At 42.4% G+C, this 18,278-nt stretch carries 13 protein-coding genes, 1 pseudogene and 1 CRISPR repeat array (1 of these 15 cut by a window edge); of the genes and pseudogenes, 11 read left to right on the top strand and 3 right to left on the bottom strand.

Features of this window, described 5'->3' with window-relative positions; all coding sequences use genetic code 11:
* Window positions 1–695: direct repeats of the CRISPR family, unit length 36 nt; unit sequence GTTTCCAATTAGTCCGGTTTGACCCAGCCGGTAGGG; it begins 356 nt to the left of the window's first position.
* Between the two features lie 654 nt (window positions 696–1,349).
* From QUA70_RS19650 to QUA70_RS19680, 6 genes and pseudogenes are all read left to right on the top strand, one after another.
* Complete coding sequence (locus QUA70_RS19650) at window positions 1,350–4,925, top strand: Eco57I restriction-modification methylase domain-containing protein (RefSeq protein WP_333410575.1); 3,576 nt, start codon at window positions 1,350–1,352, stop codon at window positions 4,923–4,925.
* A gap of 2 nt (window positions 4,926–4,927) precedes the next feature.
* Window positions 4,928–6,382 (top strand): AAA family ATPase, encoded by a 1,455-nt coding sequence (locus tag QUA70_RS19655; RefSeq protein ID WP_333410576.1) that lies wholly within the window; start codon window positions 4,928–4,930, stop codon window positions 6,380–6,382.
* A 40-nt stretch (window positions 6,383–6,422) separates the two neighbouring features.
* Window positions 6,423–7,004 carry a hypothetical protein gene (locus QUA70_RS19660; RefSeq protein ID WP_333410578.1) on the top strand — a complete coding sequence of 194 codons (582 nt, stop codon included), beginning with the start codon at window positions 6,423–6,425 and terminating at the stop codon, window positions 7,002–7,004.
* 611 nt (window positions 7,005–7,615) lie between these two features.
* Window positions 7,616–8,728, top strand: a pseudogene (locus tag QUA70_RS28630) (sigma-70 family RNA polymerase sigma factor); the annotation flags it as partial.
* Window positions 8,729–9,203: 475 nt separating this feature from the next.
* Complete coding sequence (locus tag QUA70_RS19675) at window positions 9,204–12,473, top strand: helicase-related protein (protein ID WP_333410580.1); 3,270 nt, start codon at window positions 9,204–9,206, stop codon at window positions 12,471–12,473.
* A 188-nt stretch (window positions 12,474–12,661) separates the two neighbouring features.
* On the top strand, window positions 12,662–13,345 hold the full coding sequence (locus QUA70_RS19680) for a DUF559 domain-containing protein (protein ID WP_333410582.1): 684 nt from the start codon (window positions 12,662–12,664) through the stop codon (window positions 13,343–13,345).
* A 36-nt stretch (window positions 13,346–13,381) separates the two neighbouring features.
* Here QUA70_RS19680 and QUA70_RS19685 read toward each other — a convergent pair whose 3' ends face one another.
* Window positions 13,382–13,780: a hypothetical protein gene (locus tag QUA70_RS19685; RefSeq protein WP_333410584.1), complete on the bottom strand. Its 399-nt coding sequence runs from the start codon at window positions 13,778–13,780 to the stop codon at window positions 13,382–13,384.
* A 193-nt stretch (window positions 13,781–13,973) separates the two neighbouring features.
* Here QUA70_RS19685 and QUA70_RS19690 point away from each other — a divergent pair, with 193 nt between their 5' ends.
* The 5 genes from QUA70_RS19690 (at window position 13,974) to QUA70_RS19710 (ending at window position 16,132) form a co-directional block, all read left to right on the top strand.
* Entirely contained in the window at window positions 13,974–14,615 is a 642-nt protein-coding gene (locus QUA70_RS19690) for an AAA family ATPase (protein ID WP_333410585.1), read from the top strand.
* 155 nt (window positions 14,616–14,770) lie between these two features.
* Window positions 14,771–15,010 (top strand): hypothetical protein, encoded by a 240-nt coding sequence (locus QUA70_RS19695; protein WP_333410587.1) that lies wholly within the window; start codon window positions 14,771–14,773, stop codon window positions 15,008–15,010.
* 70 nt (window positions 15,011–15,080) lie between these two features.
* On the top strand, window positions 15,081–15,278 hold the full coding sequence (locus tag QUA70_RS19700) for a hypothetical protein (RefSeq protein WP_333410589.1): 198 nt from the start codon (window positions 15,081–15,083) through the stop codon (window positions 15,276–15,278).
* 145 nt (window positions 15,279–15,423) lie between these two features.
* On the top strand, window positions 15,424–15,819 hold the full coding sequence (locus QUA70_RS19705; protein WP_333410591.1) for a hypothetical protein: 396 nt from the start codon (window positions 15,424–15,426) through the stop codon (window positions 15,817–15,819).
* Window positions 15,820–15,913: 94 nt separating this feature from the next.
* The gene (locus QUA70_RS19710) at window positions 15,914–16,132 is read left to right on the top strand and encodes a DUF3892 domain-containing protein (protein ID WP_333410593.1); all 219 of its coding nucleotides are present in this window, start codon (window positions 15,914–15,916) and stop codon (window positions 16,130–16,132) included.
* Between the two features lie 142 nt (window positions 16,133–16,274).
* Here QUA70_RS19710 and QUA70_RS19715 read toward each other — a convergent pair whose 3' ends face one another.
* Window positions 16,275–17,030, bottom strand: a complete 756-nt coding sequence (locus tag QUA70_RS19715; RefSeq protein WP_333410595.1) for a hypothetical protein — start codon at window positions 17,028–17,030, stop codon at window positions 16,275–16,277.
* Window positions 17,005–18,105 (bottom strand): hypothetical protein, encoded by a 1,101-nt coding sequence (locus tag QUA70_RS19720; RefSeq protein WP_333410597.1) that lies wholly within the window; start codon window positions 18,103–18,105, stop codon window positions 17,005–17,007. The genes QUA70_RS19715 and QUA70_RS19720 overlap by 26 nt, the downstream gene beginning before the upstream one ends.
* Window positions 18,106–18,278 lie beyond the last annotated feature (173 nt).

Below are 18,278 nucleotides of genomic sequence, written 5' to 3' on the forward strand. Positions count from 1 at the left end.
GTTAAGCCAAGCTGAGTGTGAAGCAATGGGTCTTAGGTTTCCAATTAGTCCGGTTTGAACCAGCCGGTAGGGAAGCCAATGAATATCTTTTAAAAAAGCTAGCTGAATTTCTGGTTTCCAATTAGTCCGGTTTAACCCAGCCGGTAGGGACTCAGACGGCCAAATCAGAACATTCATGGACGAGTTCTTTAGACAGTTTCCAATTAGTCCGGTTTGACCCAGCCGGTAGGGTTCACCGCAAGCACAACAGAATCGAAGCGTTGCAGATTATCAAGTTTCCAATTAGTCCGGTTTGACCCAGCCGGTAGGGTTATACCTGGAAACTGGACTAGTCCTCGGCGTGAAAAATACAAGTTTCCAATTAGTCCGGTTTGACCCAGCCGGTAGGGAATCTAATATGGAATTAGAGTTCGCTCACCACGTAGCTAAGTTTCCAATTAGTCCGGTTTGAACCAGCCGGTAGGGTCCCGCTCCCCCTGTAATTCTCTCTCAGACCGATACCAGAAGTTTCCAATTAGTCCGGTTTGACCCAGCCGGTAGGGTATACGGTGCTGTCGCTGCGTTTGATCCCAAGTTGACTGGTGTTTCCAATTAGTCCGGTTTGACCCAGCCGGTAGGGTTCTTTAGCGGTTTCTTTAACTCCTACTGGCACAGTTGAAGTTTCCAATTAGTCCGGTTTGACCCAGCCGGTAGGGAGTTCTTTTAGGAAGCCTCTCCCAGTATAGTCTTCAGATTGCAAATCTCCATAGGTCATTTTCATATCAATTATTAATAGCTTATTGACAGGTTGTGATTTCGAGATGGAGGCTGGAACCCTTATGGAGTAGGCAATCTCCATAGGTCAACGTAAGAATGAGCTTTTCAAGGATCGGGCTACCTGTGAAGGTGGTTGTGTTTCATAGTAAGAAATAAATTCAAATTTGGGAAATGAAACTAAAAAATATAAAGGTTAGGAGGCTCTTGGGGCGGGGGAAAGCCGAGAGTTAAAGAATTTCTTACTGCTTCTGGATGTAAGCCAATAAAACCTAACATTGTCTTCATTGAGGTTTATTTGGGTTTCCACCCTTTTTTGGAGTTTTCGTATTTCTTCCCGTATGTCGATCGCAATCTGTAATAAACGGTTGAGTTGATTTGCTCCGCAAGGCTAATGCCAACGCCCTCTGTGAAATTTTCACAACCATTTAGGGACGATCGCTAATCTCCAAACTTTTTACCCTGGTGTCGATCGCACCCCAGCCTCACGATTACGCTACCCACCAAATGCCCCTTGGGAAATTTTCACAGCAATAGTCGGGCTGTACTGAGAATTACTCTAGAATAGACCGTAAGCAATCCTAGGACGGTGGAAAATGGCAGAACGCATATTGCAGATGGATGATATTAATCTGGCGATCAACCCAGCCCGGGTGACAGAGATATTTCGGAAACTGGGTTATCAAATCCTCGGACAGGCGATCGCTATTGCAGATTTAGAATTATCTTCCCAAAGCACCGCAGATATTTATGAAGCTCATCTCATTGCTGACCAAAGAAGTCGGAACCGGGCTTTGCCGGATTTGCAAGTTTTATTAATTACCCTTAAGCCAGAAGTATGGGAATCGCCTAATGTGGCAAGTGGACGAATGAAGGCGATCGCTACCTCCTTGGCTAAAAATAAATCTGATAACTATCTCCTAATTGGGACAAACCAACAGCATGATCGCTTCCTACTGGTTAACCCCCGCAAAAGTCTTGATGCTCAGGGTAATGTCAAGGTTAGCATCCACAAACTACTGATCGATCGGGCTAACCCCACCGCCCACGATCGGGAACGTCTGGAGGCGATCGCTGTTCGTCATCTCGACCCCCAACAACTTTACAAAGCTCACTGTGAAGCCTTTGATGTGGAGAAGCTGACTAAACGCTTCTACAACGAATATCGGCAATTATTTGAGCGGGTTCAGCAAGTCATTAAGGATCATAATTCTCATCCCTACTTTGAAGATGCTGCCCGATTACACCAGTTTTCCCAGCGATTACTGGGGCGGATCATGTTTCTCTACTTCTTGCAAAAAAAGGAATTTTTAGCGGGCGATCGACGTTTTTTGTCTCACCAGTACGATCGCCTCAACCCCCAACCAGAGGACACCAACTACTACTCCGAACTATTAGAACCGCTATTTTTTGCAACCCTGAATCAAGAGCGCCCAGAACAAAATTCCCCTTGGGGTAAGATTCCTTACTTGAATGGGGGGTTATTTGATCGTGACTATGGCGAAAATATCCGGGATGCCGCAGGTCGGGAAACTCCAAGGACTATTACTTTACCTAATTCTCTGTTTGACCCCAAGGAAAAAAGTAACAGTATTCTCGGTTTCTTCAATGGCTATAACTTCACCGTTTCCGAAAATATCCAAGGGGATGAGGATGTGGCGGTGGATCCAGAGATGCTGGGGAAGGTGTTTGAGAATATGCTAGAGGCGGAAGAACGGGGTAAGAGTGGCACTTTCTACACGCCTAGGGGGATTGTTAATTTTATGTGTGTGGAGGTGTTGAGTCGCTATCTTGCCGATGAAACCGGGATGACTCCTGAAGCTATTCGAGAGTTGATGGAACTAGACCACGACCTCAGCGATCGAGAATTTAACCAGAAAATTACCCCTACTCAGGCTCGGTCACTCAAGCGGGCGATCGCCTCGGTGAAGATTTTAGATCCGGCTGTGGGTTCTGGGGCATTTCCCCTAGGGATGATGCAGGTAATTTTGGCTGTTCGGCAAGCTGTGGGCAGAAGGGAAGGGGCTATGATTCGGCGGGGCAGTCTGGCCATGAGTGAGGTGAAACGAGAAATCATTGCCAATAATCTCTATGGAGTAGATATCAAGCCGGAGGCGATCGAGGTTGCCAAGTTAAGAATGTGGCTGTCGCTGGTGGTGGATATTCCGAGGATTGAGGATGTGGAGGCTTTACCCAATCTGGACTATAAGCTGATGTGTGGGGATTCTTTGATTTCTACTATCCACGGTGAGCAGTTAATTCCAGACCCAACGAAAAACCAGCAGGGAATGTTAGAGGTTACGCCTATTCAAGAAGCCATTCAACCCCTTTTGGAACTTCAACAGAGTTATTACAATGCTGATACTGATACACGGAGGGATTTACGGCAGCAGATTATTGAGGCAGAAGCAAATATATTTCGGGTGGCAGTAAGCGATCGCCTAAATTTCTGGCAAGGGGAGCAGCGTAAATTAGAGCAGGATATTAAGCGGTTAGGCAAAGTTAGTCGGATTCAGGAAAAAAAACGAGCTGAGATTGCTGCCAAAGTTGCAGAGCTTGGGAAATTTTCACAGGAGGTAGAACAGGGAGAGCGATCGCTATCTTTCTTTAGTTATCATCTGCATTTTAGAGATGTGTTCGAGCAGCAGGGTGGTTTTGATCTGGTGGTGGGCAATCCGCCCTATGTGCGGCAGGAGCAATTTAAGGAGCTTAAACCCGCCCTAGAAAAGGAGTTTGATTGTTATACAGGAACGGCGGATATTTTTGTTTATTTCTTCGAGCGGGGGTTTCGATTACTCAAGGAGGGCGGACATCTTACCTACATCACCTCTAACAAATACTTTCGATCGGGTTATGGGGAAAAGCTCCGTAAGTTCCTAGGGGAACAGGCAACTATCCAGACCTTGATTGATTTTGGTGATGCGGCAGTATTTGAGGCGATCGCCTATCCCAGTATTATTGTTTTTAGCACAGATAAGCCCACGGCAGAAACTCAGACACAGGTATTAACTTGGGAGCAAACCCAACTCCTTGAGGAGTTTCCCAAAATCTTTAAGTCCCAAAGTTTCGAGATGCCCCAAGCTGCCCTCAAACCTGATGGTTGGCGTATTGAATCCCCCTCAGTTTTAGCTCTATTAGAGAAGCTCCGCAGGGCTGGAACTCCTCTAGGGGAGTATGTGAAGGGTAGATTTTACTATGGAATTAAAACAGGATTTAATGAAGCTTTTGTGGTTGATCGGGAGACGCGCGATTGGCTAATTGCTGAACATCCCTCATCTGCGGAAGTTTTGAAACCATTTTTGCGTGGTCGTGATGTCAAGCGTTGGTACGTGGACTTCTCTGAACAATATCTTATTAAAATTGAGTCGTCTGAGAATAAAAGTCACCCTTGGTCAAATAAAACTGAAAAAGAAGCTGAAAAAATATTTGCCAAAACTTATCCTGCTATTTACAAACGTTTTAGTTTCAAAGATTTCCGAGATAAACTAATAGCTAGATCAGATAAAGGTAAATTTTTCTGGGAGTTGCGCTCGTGTAGTTACTGGCAAGAGTTTGAGCAACCTAAGATTATTTATCCAGATATTTATGAACATCAGAATTTTACAATTGATAGAGTAGGTTTTTATGCAGGGAATACTTGCTACTTCATTCCAACTTCTGAGTTATGGATTTGTGGGCTTTTAAACTCCCTAGTAATTGAGTGGTTTTACACAATGGTTTCTAACTCTATACGAGGTGGATATCTTAGAGCATTTAGCGACTACATGAAGCAAATTCCTATCCCTACTGCTACTGAACCAGAAAAAAAAATCATAGAAATTCTTGTAGATTATGTTCTTTACCTCACTACTGCCCTCAAAGATATTCCTAGTCAGGGTGCAGGTTTAGAGCAAGCCTCCACCGATAAGGTAATGACTCAATACTTTGAGAACATCATTAATGCCCTAGTTTATGAATTATATCTACCCGAAGAATTCCATGCAGAGAATAAATATTTTATGCGCTATCTCTTGCAAGAAAAGTTACCGAACTTAGATATTATCCAAGGTGACAGAATAGTAGGATTACGCCAGATATTTCAAAAGCTTTTCCATAAAGACCATCCGATCGCCAAGAACCTATTCTTTTTAGATGAAGTTGAAGTAATTCGCATTATTGAGGGCAGAAAATAATCATGACACGCATCACTCAAATTGATATCAAAAACTTTCGTGCCTTCTATAGCAAACACACAATTAATCTCAAGAATGATGGAAAGAACTTACTTATTTATGGTGAGAATGGCAGTGGAAAATCATCATTACTTCTCGCAATAAAACTTTTAATCAATTCTTATATCCAAAACTTAGAATTTTCACCCCATCGCAACATTTTTACAAATCAAGATGATGATGCTTTTATTAAACTAACCCTATCTAACAATGACGGCACAGGCAATAGCATTCACACATGGTCAGAAACAGTGACGGAAACTGGTGCTAATGTCATTCTAAGTGCTGCCAAAACAAAAGGTATTTTAGACTATAAATCTTTACTAGAAGTTTATTTTCTGCAAAGAGAAAATACTGAGTTAAATATCTTTAATTTACTGATAAAAAATTTATTAGCTAATTATTTAGATCTCCGAATTAGCCCTCAATCCATTGCCGAAGAGTGGCAGGATATAGAAATTAGTATTCCTAAAAGTAGAGGATACAAAAAACAGGCTAGAAATTTACAAACAAAACTTGATGGATTTAATAATCGGTTTCGAGAGTTATTAAGCCGACTACAAGCCCAGGCTACTATATTATTAGAATATTTTGGTTACTCGATCGAGCTTAAACTAGAATTACCAGGGATGGTTTATAACTCAGATACAAAACAAATTGACGGAAAGGAAATTATTCTTACAGTTGATTTTCTTGGTCAACCTATATATTCACCACATCAATTTCTTAACGAAGCTAAACTTTCAGCGATCGCTTTATCTCTCTACCTAGCATCTCTCCTGATCATTCCAACTAGTGAATTAAATATCTTAGTCTTAGATGATGTATTAATCGGTCTAGATATGTCAAATCGACTACCAATTATCAATATTCTCCATGATCACTTTAGTCACTATCAAGTATTTTTTATGACATATGATCGGGAATGGTATGCAATCATGAAGCAAAGAATTGAAGCCTCTGACACTCAAAATAATTGGTTATATGTTGAATTATTCAACTCTAAAATAGAAGATGACTTAGAAGTACCTGTGTTTACACAAGACAAAGATTATCTTATCAAAGCAGAAGAGTATCTAGAAAATAATGCCTTGAATGCCTCAGCACTTTATCTACGTATGGCATTTGAGGTTTTAATGAAAAGATTCTGTGAGAAAAAAAGCTTAGGAGTTAGATACAGAGATAAGCCCAAAGACTTAACAACTAAAGATTTCTGGAATCCAATTTTAGCTCATAAAAGAAGAGATAATCATGGTACTGAAGTTTCTTATCTTGACCAGCAACTAGTAGACGAAGTTGAACTATATTTAAGTTTAGTCATGAATCCTCTTAGCCATTCACGCATGACTACAGTTTATCGTCAGGAGATTGAAAATGCGATCGCTACCATCAAAAAATTGAAACAAGCCTTAAAATAGAAGACGATTAAAATAAAACATTAATCTAACCTTAAAAACCATGAGTTTATCTCTTGATATCACAACAAACTACACAGAAGATATCGATCTGAAAATTACACTTTTTGATGGTTCAATAAAAGCTTACCTTGATGGAGAGAGCTTTGAGGAAGCATTAAATAGCGAAAAACCTATAGAAATAGGACATCTTAGAGCATATAGAATTAACTTAGCTTATGACAGCCTTGATCTAGTCACCACAGCAGACTACTTAGGCGGAGATTTATTTCGTTTTACTGAATTTTTTCACTTATCAGTCTTAGACGATCTAGATTACCTCCCTGCTTTTTACTTATTTTACTTATCTAGTATTTCTATTGAGCCAAGATATAGAGGTTCTGATTATGGATTACAAGCCTTAGCTATATTTTTAGAATTATTTGCTCAAGGTCAACTAGTTGGTTGTCATCCTGTACCGATGAAAGATTTAGAAGATAAGCATTCTGAAGAGAAAGGTAAGCTACTGATGAGAAAATACTGGTCAAAGCTCGGATTAAAGAACTATGAGTCAAACGAAAATATTTTGTGGACAGATGACTGGGAGTTACCAGATTGGCTCAGGACTAAGGTATTTAAAGATTAACAACTAACTGATATGCCCCTTCCCGACTACATCGACAACGATCGCCACAACTTCTAATATAGTAGGCAGAGATGTGTGAAAACTCTACTACTTATACAGATTAACGGCTAACGATATAAAATTGCATGGTAGAGCATCTTATCAGCCTTGAAGATATTCAAAATGTCGGCGATTGCGAAAGTATTATTAAGCTCTTCGTTAAGCTGGGCTATAGAAGTGAACTAGCTCTGCCCTTAGATCTTGAGGAAATCGGCATAAGTAAAATACCAATTATCAATAAAGCATTCCTAATTGCAAGTTATCAACTAAAGTATGAGGAATCACAGGTTGTTTTATTTCAACTAGACGGTCTTACTTTTAATTTTGAACGCATAGCTAAAGATATAGCATTGAGAGTTTCAAAACAATTCTGTAGTCGAAGACTTTCCAAATTCCTACTACTCTTTACCTGCAACTATCATCAGATTCTTATTGCCAGCCCTCGCCACAGGCTAAAAGATAATGGTGATCTGTCCTTTAAGGTTAATACCTATTTACTAAATTTCCAGCAACCAAGATACACGGATCGACACCTTCTAGAAAGAGTAGCCGTTAACCAACGAAACCCGGAAATCTTAAATAGAGAACAACACCAAGCAATTTATAATGCCACTCTATTCAAGAAAGCAGAAAAGGATAAAGCCTCTTATCGTGCCGATGATCCTCTAGGTGAATACCTTAAAAAAATCGGAAAATTTCGTCTCTTACGTGCTGATGAAGAGATTGAACTAGCCCGGAAAGCTAATGACTTACTCTATCTAGAAGACATCAAAAAATGGCTGGATAAACAACTCCAATCCTGTGCCAGATTCGATGAGTGGGCAAAGGCAGTCTGGATTGGCGATCGTATTTGCAGAGAGTTTCCGAGGAAAGTATCCCTAGAGGAGTTATCACCCAAGCTAGAGCAAAAATGGCAGAGTGGTGACATAGCACTTAATGCAAGTTGGCAACAGTCAAATGAACAAAGCCAATATATTGCTAGTTTTCGCCACCGTTTGTACAACGATCGCCGTGCCAAAAATAAATTAATAGAGTCGAATTTACGTTTAGTGGTTTCAATTGCCAAGAGATATGTAAATCGTGGTGTTGATCTGTTGGATCTAATCCAAGAAGGAAATCTAGGTTTAATCCGTGCTACTGAAAAGTTTGATCCTACTAAAGGTTATAAATTTTCAACCTATGCAACTTGGTGGATTAAACAAACCGTTACCCGTGCGATTCAAGAATATTCCCGCACTATACGTTTACCTAACCACCTCTATGAAACTATCTCGTTAATTAAGAAAAATACCCGCATCTTATCCATAGAAATAGGGCGGGAGCCTAGCGAAGAAGAAATTTCTGCCCGGACAGAAATAACGAGAAAACAACTACGATTCATAGCCAAAGTATCGCAGTTGCCCGCCTCTCTTGAAGCACTCATTAATGAAGACGGGGATTCATCTCTTGGTGACTTGATTGAATTTACGGGTGAAACGCCAGAAGATTATGTGGAAAGATATTTGCTACTCGAACATATAAAAAAGATGTTGAGTATCTTCAGCCCCAAATCTCAGACTATCATGTACATGCGCTATGGTTTAGATGATGGTCAGGAAAAAACCCTTGAGGAGATCGGTCAAATCTTTGGAGTTACCCGTGAGCGGATTAGACAGATTCAGGCTAAAGCATTACGAAAATTGAGGGTAAGGGGTCGTAGAGGTGAATCCCTGTGTGATTTTTCAATCACAAGCGAAATCAAAGAAATCCCTACAAAAACTAAGATAGTCCAAGAAACTGGTTGGAAAAAGGTAAGGCTTGATGAACTTTCTACTATAAATAAATCTATAAAGGAAAATATTCAATGTATTTTTAACGCTATTTATAATATTCAAAAATCAATAGTAGGGATAGATTTTATTCAGTTCACAAACAACCAAGTGGTTATTGAGTTTGTTATTGATAACTTAGCTATTATTGGTAACGCAGCTACTGATATGCCAGTCAAGGCTCAATTAATGTCTCCAGAACTTCCTTGGTATTCAATGAAAAATTACAAAACTTTTCCAGTGAATTTGCAAGTTACTTGGGTAATTATCCAAAAAGATATTCCCAAAATTGTCTATCCCTTGCAACAGGTGCTAGAAAAATTATAATTACTTATATTTTCATTACTAATAAATGCCCCTCCCCGACTACATCGACAACGATCGCCATAAACTCGAAGCCATCCTCCAAGAACTAATTCTGAACGATCGCCAAACTAATCTTGATATCGCCACGGGCTTTTTTCGGATCGAAGCATGGATGAGGCTAGAAGTAGCCCTGAATCAGTTAACCAACCTACGGTTACTAATTGGACGTGACCCCACCATTCTGCCTGCCGAGCGTAGTAGCGTAGACCTCATTAGGTTCTTTCGCCGGGATATTCAGGGGCAGATAGAAAATAGTGAATTTAACCTAACCTACAAGCAACAGATCGATCGCCTGATTGCCTACCTCAAACAATCACACATTCACGTTAGGCTCTACGGGGTCAACGGCGATCAAGCCTCCTTTCTCCATGCCAAGGCTTATATTTTTGATTATTACAGCATCATCGGCTCCAGTAACTTCACCCCATCGGGACTAGATGGGAATACCGAGCTAAATGTATTAATTAAGAATGAAATATTTGCTAGGGGTTTAAGAACTGACTGGTTTAATAAATTCTGGAACGATCCGAGTGTGAACCTCGATTATAAAGACAAATTAATCCACACCCTCGAAGCCTCCAAGTTTGGCAGCAAGGCTTACACACCCTACCAAGTATTTATCAAAGCCCTGTATGAACTATTTAAGGATGAAACCCAGAGCGAAGGGAGCGATCGAACAACCTTAGAACTAGCTAGTTTTCAGCGACAAGGATTTGAACTAGCCGTAAAATTAATCGATCGCCATGATGCCTGTATGGTTGCCGATGCCGTGGGTTTGGGTAAAACCTATATTGGCTTGAGGTTACTAGAGCATTACCTCCAAAAAGAACGTCGTCCCGGCTATGTCCCCCGTGCCTTGGTCATCTGCCCTGCCCAGCTACGGGATTTAATCTGGATCAAAAAACTAGATGATTTTGGCATCAAAGCCGATATTGTTTCCCAAGAAGAATTAGGGCGCAGCAGTTTTGATATTCGCAAATATACCAAGTATGAAATTATCATCATCGACGAGTCCCACAACTTCCGTAACCCCGGCACAAACCGTTATAGCAACCTGCAAAAACTCCTAGGGACTGGCAAGCGCAATCAGAAAATTGTCCTGTTGACTGCTACCCCCATCAATAACACCGTCTACGACCTGTACCATCAAATGATGCTCATGGCTCGGAATAATGCCACCTACTACCGGGAGTGGGGGATTAGTAACCTGACGGGCTACTTCCAAGCCTTGTATAAGGGCAATATTGAAATTACCGAGCTGCTCATGCAAACCATGGTGAGACGATCGCGCTTAGATGTGATCAAACGACAGCAAGCCGGGGAACAGATTTTTATTGGTGGTAAAGAGATCCGCTTTCCCACCCGCCAGTTAGAAAATTTTACCTACAATTTCGAGGAGATTTACCATGGACTCTACGCCGGGATTGCTGATCAGATCGATCGCCTAAACTTGGCTCCCTACAATATCAAACTATTCAAACGGCGTAAGGATCGAGAGGACGATCGAGAAGTACAGAGAAATAATGCCCTAGCTGCCCTAATGAAATCCCTCTGGTTAAAACGCCTAGAAAGTTCTCTGGTTGCCTTTGAAAATAGTATTACCCGCCAGCAGAGGTTTCAATCAGAGTTTCATAGTTGCTTACAAGATGGCAAACTGCTCACAGCGAAGAAGTTTCGCAAGATTGTAGCGGCAGAGGAAGATGAAGAAGAAAATATCTCCTTTACAGAAATTCTCAATTCCCTAGAAGAGGTCGATCGCAAGGATTACGATTTAGTTCAACTCCAGACAAAGATTAATGAAGATTTTTATACCCTAGAAGACATTCTGAGAAAGTTACGCACCATCCATGAAGCTGTGGCGGAGGGCAAAGAAACCGATCTCAAGTTAGTCGCCTTCAAAAACCTACTCCAACAGCAGTTACAGGGGCAGAAAGTCTTAGTATTTAGCTACTTCAAGGATACGGCTAGTTATCTCTATCAAGAACTGATTCAGGATGAAGCATGGCTAGCCATGATGGGCAACCCAGAGATCGATCTGATTACTGGGGCAACTTCTGGCAAACAACGGGAGGAGAAAGTAAAACGGTTCGCTCCTAAAGCTAACTGTGAAAAAGACTCAGAGGAGTTACAGGAATATTTAGAGAAACCCATTGATATCTTGATTTGTACCGATGTTCTCTCCGAAGGGCAGAACCTACAGGATGCCGGAAGATTAGTAAATTATGACCTCCACTGGAACCCCGTTCGCATGATCCAACGAGCCGGGCGGATTGATCGCCTGGGAACAGATTTTGAGAATTTATTTATCTATAACTGTTTCCCCGAAGAGGGTTTAGAAAATCTCCTAGGGCTGGTGAAGCGACTTCAGGAGAGGATCGCCATGATCGATCGAGAAGTGGGTCTAGATGGTAGTGTTCTGGGGGAAACTATCTCAGAAAAATCCATTGAAGAGTTACGCAAACTCAAACAAGCCGATACCGATGCCGAAAAAGCTGCCATCCTCGAAGAGTTGGAAAAAGCTGCCGATCTGATTTCCCTTGATGAAATGCGATTTCCCTTAATAGAATTTTTCAATCAAAAAAGTAGAGAAGGAATTGAAGAAATCCCCATGGGGATCCATAGCACCCGCCCCGATGGTATTGATGGGATATTCCTTGCCTTCAGTGCCAAAGACCGTAGTATCTGGCATTTCTACCCCCGGATTAATGGAGCAATTACCACCGATCGCACCTCAGCCTATAAAGATTTAATGACCACGGAGAAGCTGCGAATTTTCACGAGGATCCAGTGTAAAGAGAGCGATTACCCAGACCCCGAAACCTTACCCCCCGTGGAGTTCGATAATGCCATTTTTGCCGTCCTACAAGGAGCAGTGAATAACCTAATTGAAGACTTTCAGAAACAGCAATCTAGTGTCCGCATCAAGCCCAACCTCTCTAAGCTAGTCCAGAAAATCAGCACCGCCCTAACTCAAGACGATCACCCCAGTACCGATGAAACGGAAACCCAAGCTAAAGAACGGGTACTAAGGATTCTAACTACTACAGGACTGAAAACCTTTGAGAAGGAAATCAAACAAATCTGGGAAGGGTTTCTAGTTGATCGGAACCTAATTAATCTGGTGGCGGGGCTTGATGAATACTTTATCGACAAGGAAATCGGGCAGGATATTGAGGATGAGGCGGAAACTACCCTAGAAATTATCAAAAGAGAAGATGTGCAACTGGTCTGTTATGAATGGTTTAAGCCAAAATGAAGCAAATATTTGAGGATGCGATCGCCCCCTGTGAAAATTTCACACTATCCCAAGGACAACTCATCACACACCTGAATCCCACCCTTAGCAACAGAGCGAAGTAAGCGCTCGAAAGATCACACGTTCTTAGTAGTTGACAGTCAACAGGCAAAAGGGGAAAGTTGACGTGTTGCCTCAAATTATCCCCAATGACCAGTGACCTCCAGACCAGAGCGAAAGAAGTTGTGATGCCGACCAGTCAGTTACTCGACTTACTGAGTATCATGTTTCCCCAGCAGACTCGCAGAAACCTGAATAGCCGTCTCGATCGCTACCACGACTATCAGAAAGTTGTAAATATCAAAGGTATGACCATCACCTACGCAGGGCAGCCGGGGGGGAATGGAACACAGCACTATTGGGCAGTTAGTGTGGTTAATGCTGAGGCGGATTTACAGGAAATATTTCAAAAGTATCAAAGCAAATTAGGATCGATCGTCCTCCGGGGTTCTCCTCAAGATAATCAAGGACAGAATGCAATCCTAGAATGGCATGGGTTATTTTTCCGATCGCTTGCTGAGTTGAAAATTGCCGAAGTTCTCGACGACAAGCATATTTTATTTTTCCCCAATAGCCGGGGCAGAGTCAGCGACAGATATCAACAGAAAAGCACGATCGAGGTAGATTTTTTAATCGTGTATCAGGGCAAAATTGGGATTCTGGAAGTGGATGGAGCCAACTATCATCCCTCAGCAGCGAAGGATCACCAGCGCGATCGCCTATTCATGCGACAGGGCATTTTGTGTAGTCGGTTTGAAGCGGCAGAATGTTTGGATCATCCCCAGAGTGTAGTGGAGGAGTTTTTAGAGTTGTTGGTGAATAGTTTGCTGTGAAATTTTCACACTAGAACAGGAGTGATAACCCAAGGATTAATTATTATCCAAGTGCAAAGTAAAAATAATATTCCCAATATCTTTGCATTCAAGCTCTTGATCAGGGATTCTTTGATTGAGAACTAGGCGAGTATCGATCGCGTCAGCGGGACGATTTCTGACAGTGGAAAATGTTCCATCATAGGCATAGGGTGAATTTGGAGCAAAATCCCGTAGCTTATAGTAGGCAAATCCTAATATTTCTTCCTTGTCATCCTTGGCAAGGGCGATATTGCTCCGCAACGCTAAAGCGATCGGCACCTCTCCTGCTTCCTGAAAGTGGGTTTTGGGGAGTTCATTTTCTGCAAAGGCTACGGCCGCCACCCTCAAAAAAGGGATTTCCTTTGGGTTTACTGTCTCAATACCTTCAACTAATTGCCAACGGATATTTTTCATGGGTTTGGTGTGGTTTGTTTAATTGATGCAGTTTGGCTGTGAAAATTTCACAGAATTATTTCCCCCGCTAGTCCTACAGGCGATCACCATCGCAATTATTTTCATACTAGATTAGTATTTATTGACTCAGACAGTAGTACTATTATCAGAGGATTACAATACTGTTTCAATATAATTTTAGTACTAAAAAGATATGATTTTAGTCTGTGGCGGTATTAAGGGCGGGGTGGGTAAAACCACTGTTTCTACTAACTTAGCGGTAATGCGATCGCTCTCTGGTAAAGATGTTTTACTGGTTGATGCTGATGCCCAAGGAACGGCTTCGAGCTTTAGTGCAGTTCGAGATGAGACTTTGCCCAACGGATCGGGATATACCACGATTCGCTTATCTGGCAAGGCTGTAAAAACTGATGTTGAAAGGCTTGGCAAAAAACATGATGATGTGATCATCGATGTGGGCGGACAAGATACCGTTGCCCAACGCGCGGCGATGTTGATTGCTGATGTTTATATCGCTCCCTTTAGACCGAGCAGTTTTGATCTATGGGCGATCGAAGATACAAATACTTTGGTAGCTGATGCCATGGGTTTTAATGAAAATTTGAAAGCGATTTGTTTTTTGAACATGGCAGATGCCATCGGGAAAGATAATGCGGAGGCAGCCGAAATTGTTTCAGCTATGGATAATCTGACGTTTCAACAAACGCCCATAGGTAACCGCAAGGCTTTTCGTAATGCTGCATCGGCTGGATTATCTGTGATCGAGCTAAAACCTAAAGATGATAAGGCGATCGCAGAAATTGAGGCTTTGTATAATAGTATCTATTTAGTATGATTTTTATGCTATTTTAGTATTAAAACAATATGATATTAGTACTATAACTACAAAGAAAAACTAAGATCGGAGCTTTGTATAGTAGTACCTATTTAGTATGATTCTCATATTGTTTTAGTATTGTTTCAATATTGTAGTAAGAGGATATTAGTACTATGGCGATCAGGAAAAAACCGAAAACTGAAGATGAATTTTTAGGGCAAGGGGCGGCAGTTCCTGCTAAAGCTGCACCAAAGCTAGAAGAGAAAGCCGTAATTAAGTTTGAGATGAGGTTTCCCCCAGAACTGATAGAAATTATCGACATCGATCGTGGTGAGGGGTTTAAGAAAACAAGTCGAAATACTTGGTTAATTGATGCTGCTGTCAATGAGCTTAAGCGTAAAGGCAAGTTATAAAATAGACTAGTTGCCGTCACTAACAGACAAGCCCAAACCGTCGATCGCCCCCCAATAAGGAAAATTAAGTATGAAAGATGAAACCATTAACTGTGTAAAAATCCCGGCTCCTAAGTTTGACTTGTACGAAGCTGTGATTCTTGAATGGAATGGACAAACAGCAAAAGGACAGATTACCGATCGCCGCTATTGTTTTGATGGGGATGTCTGGGAATATCAAATTTCTGGGGGTCAGTACGCGATCGGCGATTACATTACTAGAAGTTAAGCGAATACAAACCAACTAACCCACGGTCATTATAACCGCAAACTATACTAATTTTTTCTCGTTAAGTGGCGATCGCCCTTGTACTAATAAAAATCTCAATTTTGTACCCAGCGTTGTACCCAAAATCAGTGAACAGAGGGGAAAAATGTTAATACCGTTAAGCATTGATAATTTTTGGTTTGATGAGGATGGCAATCACTCTCAGGATAGTTTGAGTTTCACCTTTACTAGGGATTTTCTAATCGATCGCTTTGATAGCTCTGAGAATCTTTGGATCAGGTTTGGGGATGGTAAGCCTAAATATTACTACTGGAGCCGGGAAAAGGAAATTAAGGCAGATTGCTATTTTGCCGCCCCCTCTGAATTTTGGGCTGATTGGGAAAAAGATTATAACCAGAATCAGAAATATTATCGATCGACCTATGGGGCTGATGACTTTCAAGACTTTCTCAGAAATTGCTGCCCGGAGGAGGATTTCACCTTAGAGCAGTTGATCGCTGATCTTCTTGTTACTGATCTTCTTGTTGCGGAAATACCATAATCTTGAGTAACATCCCTCTAGTTGTGTGGCGTGAGCGCAGCATTAGTGTGAGCTATACTTAGTCAGTAGTAAACTTCCAGATAGGAGGAAGCCAATGGCAAAAACAATCAGAGGAAATCAAGATGGTGAGAATGGCGAGAACCAAACCTACACCATTCATGGACGTGGTTCAGCTATTCCTCGTGAGCAAGTCGTAGAGGAAATTAAGGAAGGTAAACATCCGCATCATTCAATTTACGAAAGAGATGGGGTGGAGTATGTTCGGTCTAAACCTGACTCCGAAACGAAGAACAATGTTGACCCAAACCAATGATCAACTCGGTTACTGATCCGTTTGCGGTGAGTGGTCTAATAATGGGGGTGCAGCCGACCTAACACGCCACACGATAAGGCATTGCAGCCGACCACCTACAGTCTAATTGTCAATAATACGATCGCCTGTGAAATTTTCACACCTATTCTTCCGGCTGCTGAGGAAATACCATAATTTTCAATAGCTCTAACTGTCTTTGTACCTTAGTCCATTCTCGATATACAGAAGCCCTCGATCGATCGAGGGTATTTTGTTGAGCTAGGAATTGTTGAGTATTACCACTGCCAAAACGATAACTTAGAGTAAAAATCTCATGTTGCTGCTCCGATCGCACCGCTATTTCCTGAGAGATTTGAAACTCCCTCGATGCTTGCTCAAAATCTAGGGTAGCTAGGGTGATTTTATCTCGGATAGTCAGGGCTAACTCTGCCTTGCCTTGTTCCAGTTGAGCTACTTTGGTTTGCAAATCCCCAATTAGGATTGAGTTCCTTTGAGCCGCTTGATTTGTTCCTGTCAGCCCTTCCAGTAGTGGGATACCGACCAGCCCTAAGATATCGTTAATGGAGCCGATCGGGTCAGTAAAGATTCCCAAAACATTCTCAATCAGTCCCCGCCGTCGTGGTGGTTGTCCTTCTTCTTGGGTCACGGTCACAGTTAGGAATTGCTGTACTAGTGGTCTGAATATGGATAAGTTCACGGCCGTCTGATTAGCCGATCGAGCCTCGTCTATTTTTTCGTTAATCTCCTCGATCGAGCTAGTGAGAGTTCTCAGGGTGGGATTATTGCTAATTGCCCTCTCTTGAAGCTGTAACACACAGGCAGCAGAACTATCAGCACACGGCAGCCGTCCTCGCATCGATCGCCACAGGTCATCATTGATCCTCGTCTGAATCAACATCCTCAATTCCTCCCCCGGACGATTCAAGGGGTTCACTGGTGGGGCTAATCTCTGGAGTTGTGGATCCAGTTCTCCCGGTTCCTCCTCCTCCTCCGGGTCTTGTGAATCCTCCGCTTCCTCCGTCTCCGTTGGTGGGGCTAGGGGTGCTGATTGGGCTAGGGTTGGTGTTGGCACTAAGAACAAGCTCAACATTAAGGAAATTACCAACTTGATCAATAATGCGGATCCGCCTGATAGTTGCATCATAGGGGCTTTTAATTTGGGCTAATAAACTTAACTTGTCATCGATCGCCTGTAGCTGTAGTTTGAGTTGGCTAACTTGGGACTCTTTGATCCGTTTTTGTTCGGCAACTTCCCCAAGGCGTTGCTGGTAAATCTGGGCAGCCCGACTCTGTTCTTCGATCGCCCTCGACAAGTTAACTGAATGGTCATACTGTAATCGTTGGTAATCTGCCTGAGCTTTGAGCAGCCGTCCCTTAGCCAAATCGTATTCAGCCATAGCAGCCTCAGATTCAGCGATCGCATCCCCCAGCTTAACGGTTTCATGTTCTACCATTTCCGGCAGGGCGTTACTAGTCCTGAGTAAATCCAACATTCTCTGCTGTAACTTAGCCTTCTCTGTAGCCCTTTCTACTACAGTCTTAGCCTTGGTAATAGCAGCTTCTTCGGCAGCATAGGTGGGATTTGGCAGGGCAGATAGAGCAGGCGGGGTTAGGGGTGCGATCGGGTCTAAAATTACGCCATCTTGTATCCGTTTAAGAGATTCTTCGATCGATAACTTCTGGGCATTTAAGCGGGTTCGATCGTCAATCTGATCAGCAATAACCTGCCCCTGTTTGATAGTGTCCCCTTCTTTCACCAAGAGATGATCGATCGCTCTAACCTGTAACTTTAGGCGTAGAGTCCGATTTGCATCCGGGGAGCTGGGGGGCGGTTGTAATATTGCTGGTGGTGGCAGTGGCTCAGGGGTTTGGGCGATTTCCCTAGGGGAAGGCTGCGCCAACGCCACGACAGAGAAGGAAATTATGCCGCAGGTGATGATTGAGAGCCATTGACCATTGATAGTGATGTTCATGATCGATTCCCCCATCCCTGCTCAAATAGGCTTTGCTGGTCAATACTTCTTAAGTGGCGATCAACTTGAGATTCTAAGGTTTTAGCATCAACTAAATCTAGATGGTTCCTAGTAGCCCAGTATCTTTTTTGAGCTAACCGCATCCGCCATACCAACTCTTCAAATTCGTTCAC

The sequence above is a fragment of the Microcoleus sp. LAD1_D5 genome (assembly GCF_036702115.1).
Lineage (GTDB): Bacteria > Cyanobacteriota > Cyanobacteriia > Cyanobacteriales > Microcoleaceae > Microcoleus.

Excerpts from the sequence above, each read along its gene's own strand:
- QUA70_RS19650 (WP_333410575.1), top strand. The coding sequence starts at position 1,350 with ATGGCAGAACGCATATTGCAGATGGATGATATTAATCTGGCGATCAAC.
- QUA70_RS19655 (WP_333410576.1), top strand. The coding sequence starts at position 4,928 with ATGACACGCATCACTCAAATTGATATCAAAAACTTTCGTGCCTTCTAT.
- QUA70_RS19660 (WP_333410578.1), top strand. The coding sequence starts at position 6,423 with ATGAGTTTATCTCTTGATATCACAACAAACTACACAGAAGATATCGAT.
- QUA70_RS19675 (WP_333410580.1), top strand. The coding sequence starts at position 9,204 with ATGCCCCTCCCCGACTACATCGACAACGATCGCCATAAACTCGAAGCC.
- QUA70_RS19680 (WP_333410582.1), top strand. The coding sequence starts at position 12,662 with ATGACCAGTGACCTCCAGACCAGAGCGAAAGAAGTTGTGATGCCGACC.
- QUA70_RS19685 (WP_333410584.1), bottom strand. The coding sequence starts at position 13,780 with ATGAAAAATATCCGTTGGCAATTAGTTGAAGGTATTGAGACAGTAAAC.
- QUA70_RS19690 (WP_333410585.1), top strand. The coding sequence starts at position 13,974 with ATGATTTTAGTCTGTGGCGGTATTAAGGGCGGGGTGGGTAAAACCACT.
- QUA70_RS19695 (WP_333410587.1), top strand. The coding sequence starts at position 14,771 with ATGGCGATCAGGAAAAAACCGAAAACTGAAGATGAATTTTTAGGGCAA.
- QUA70_RS19700 (WP_333410589.1), top strand. The coding sequence starts at position 15,081 with ATGAAAGATGAAACCATTAACTGTGTAAAAATCCCGGCTCCTAAGTTT.
- QUA70_RS19705 (WP_333410591.1), top strand. The coding sequence starts at position 15,424 with ATGTTAATACCGTTAAGCATTGATAATTTTTGGTTTGATGAGGATGGC.
- QUA70_RS19710 (WP_333410593.1), top strand. The coding sequence starts at position 15,914 with ATGGCAAAAACAATCAGAGGAAATCAAGATGGTGAGAATGGCGAGAAC.
- QUA70_RS19715 (WP_333410595.1), bottom strand. The coding sequence starts at position 17,030 with ATGTTGATTCAGACGAGGATCAATGATGACCTGTGGCGATCGATGCGA.
- QUA70_RS19720 (WP_333410597.1), bottom strand. The coding sequence starts at position 18,105 with ATGAACATCACTATCAATGGTCAATGGCTCTCAATCATCACCTGCGGC.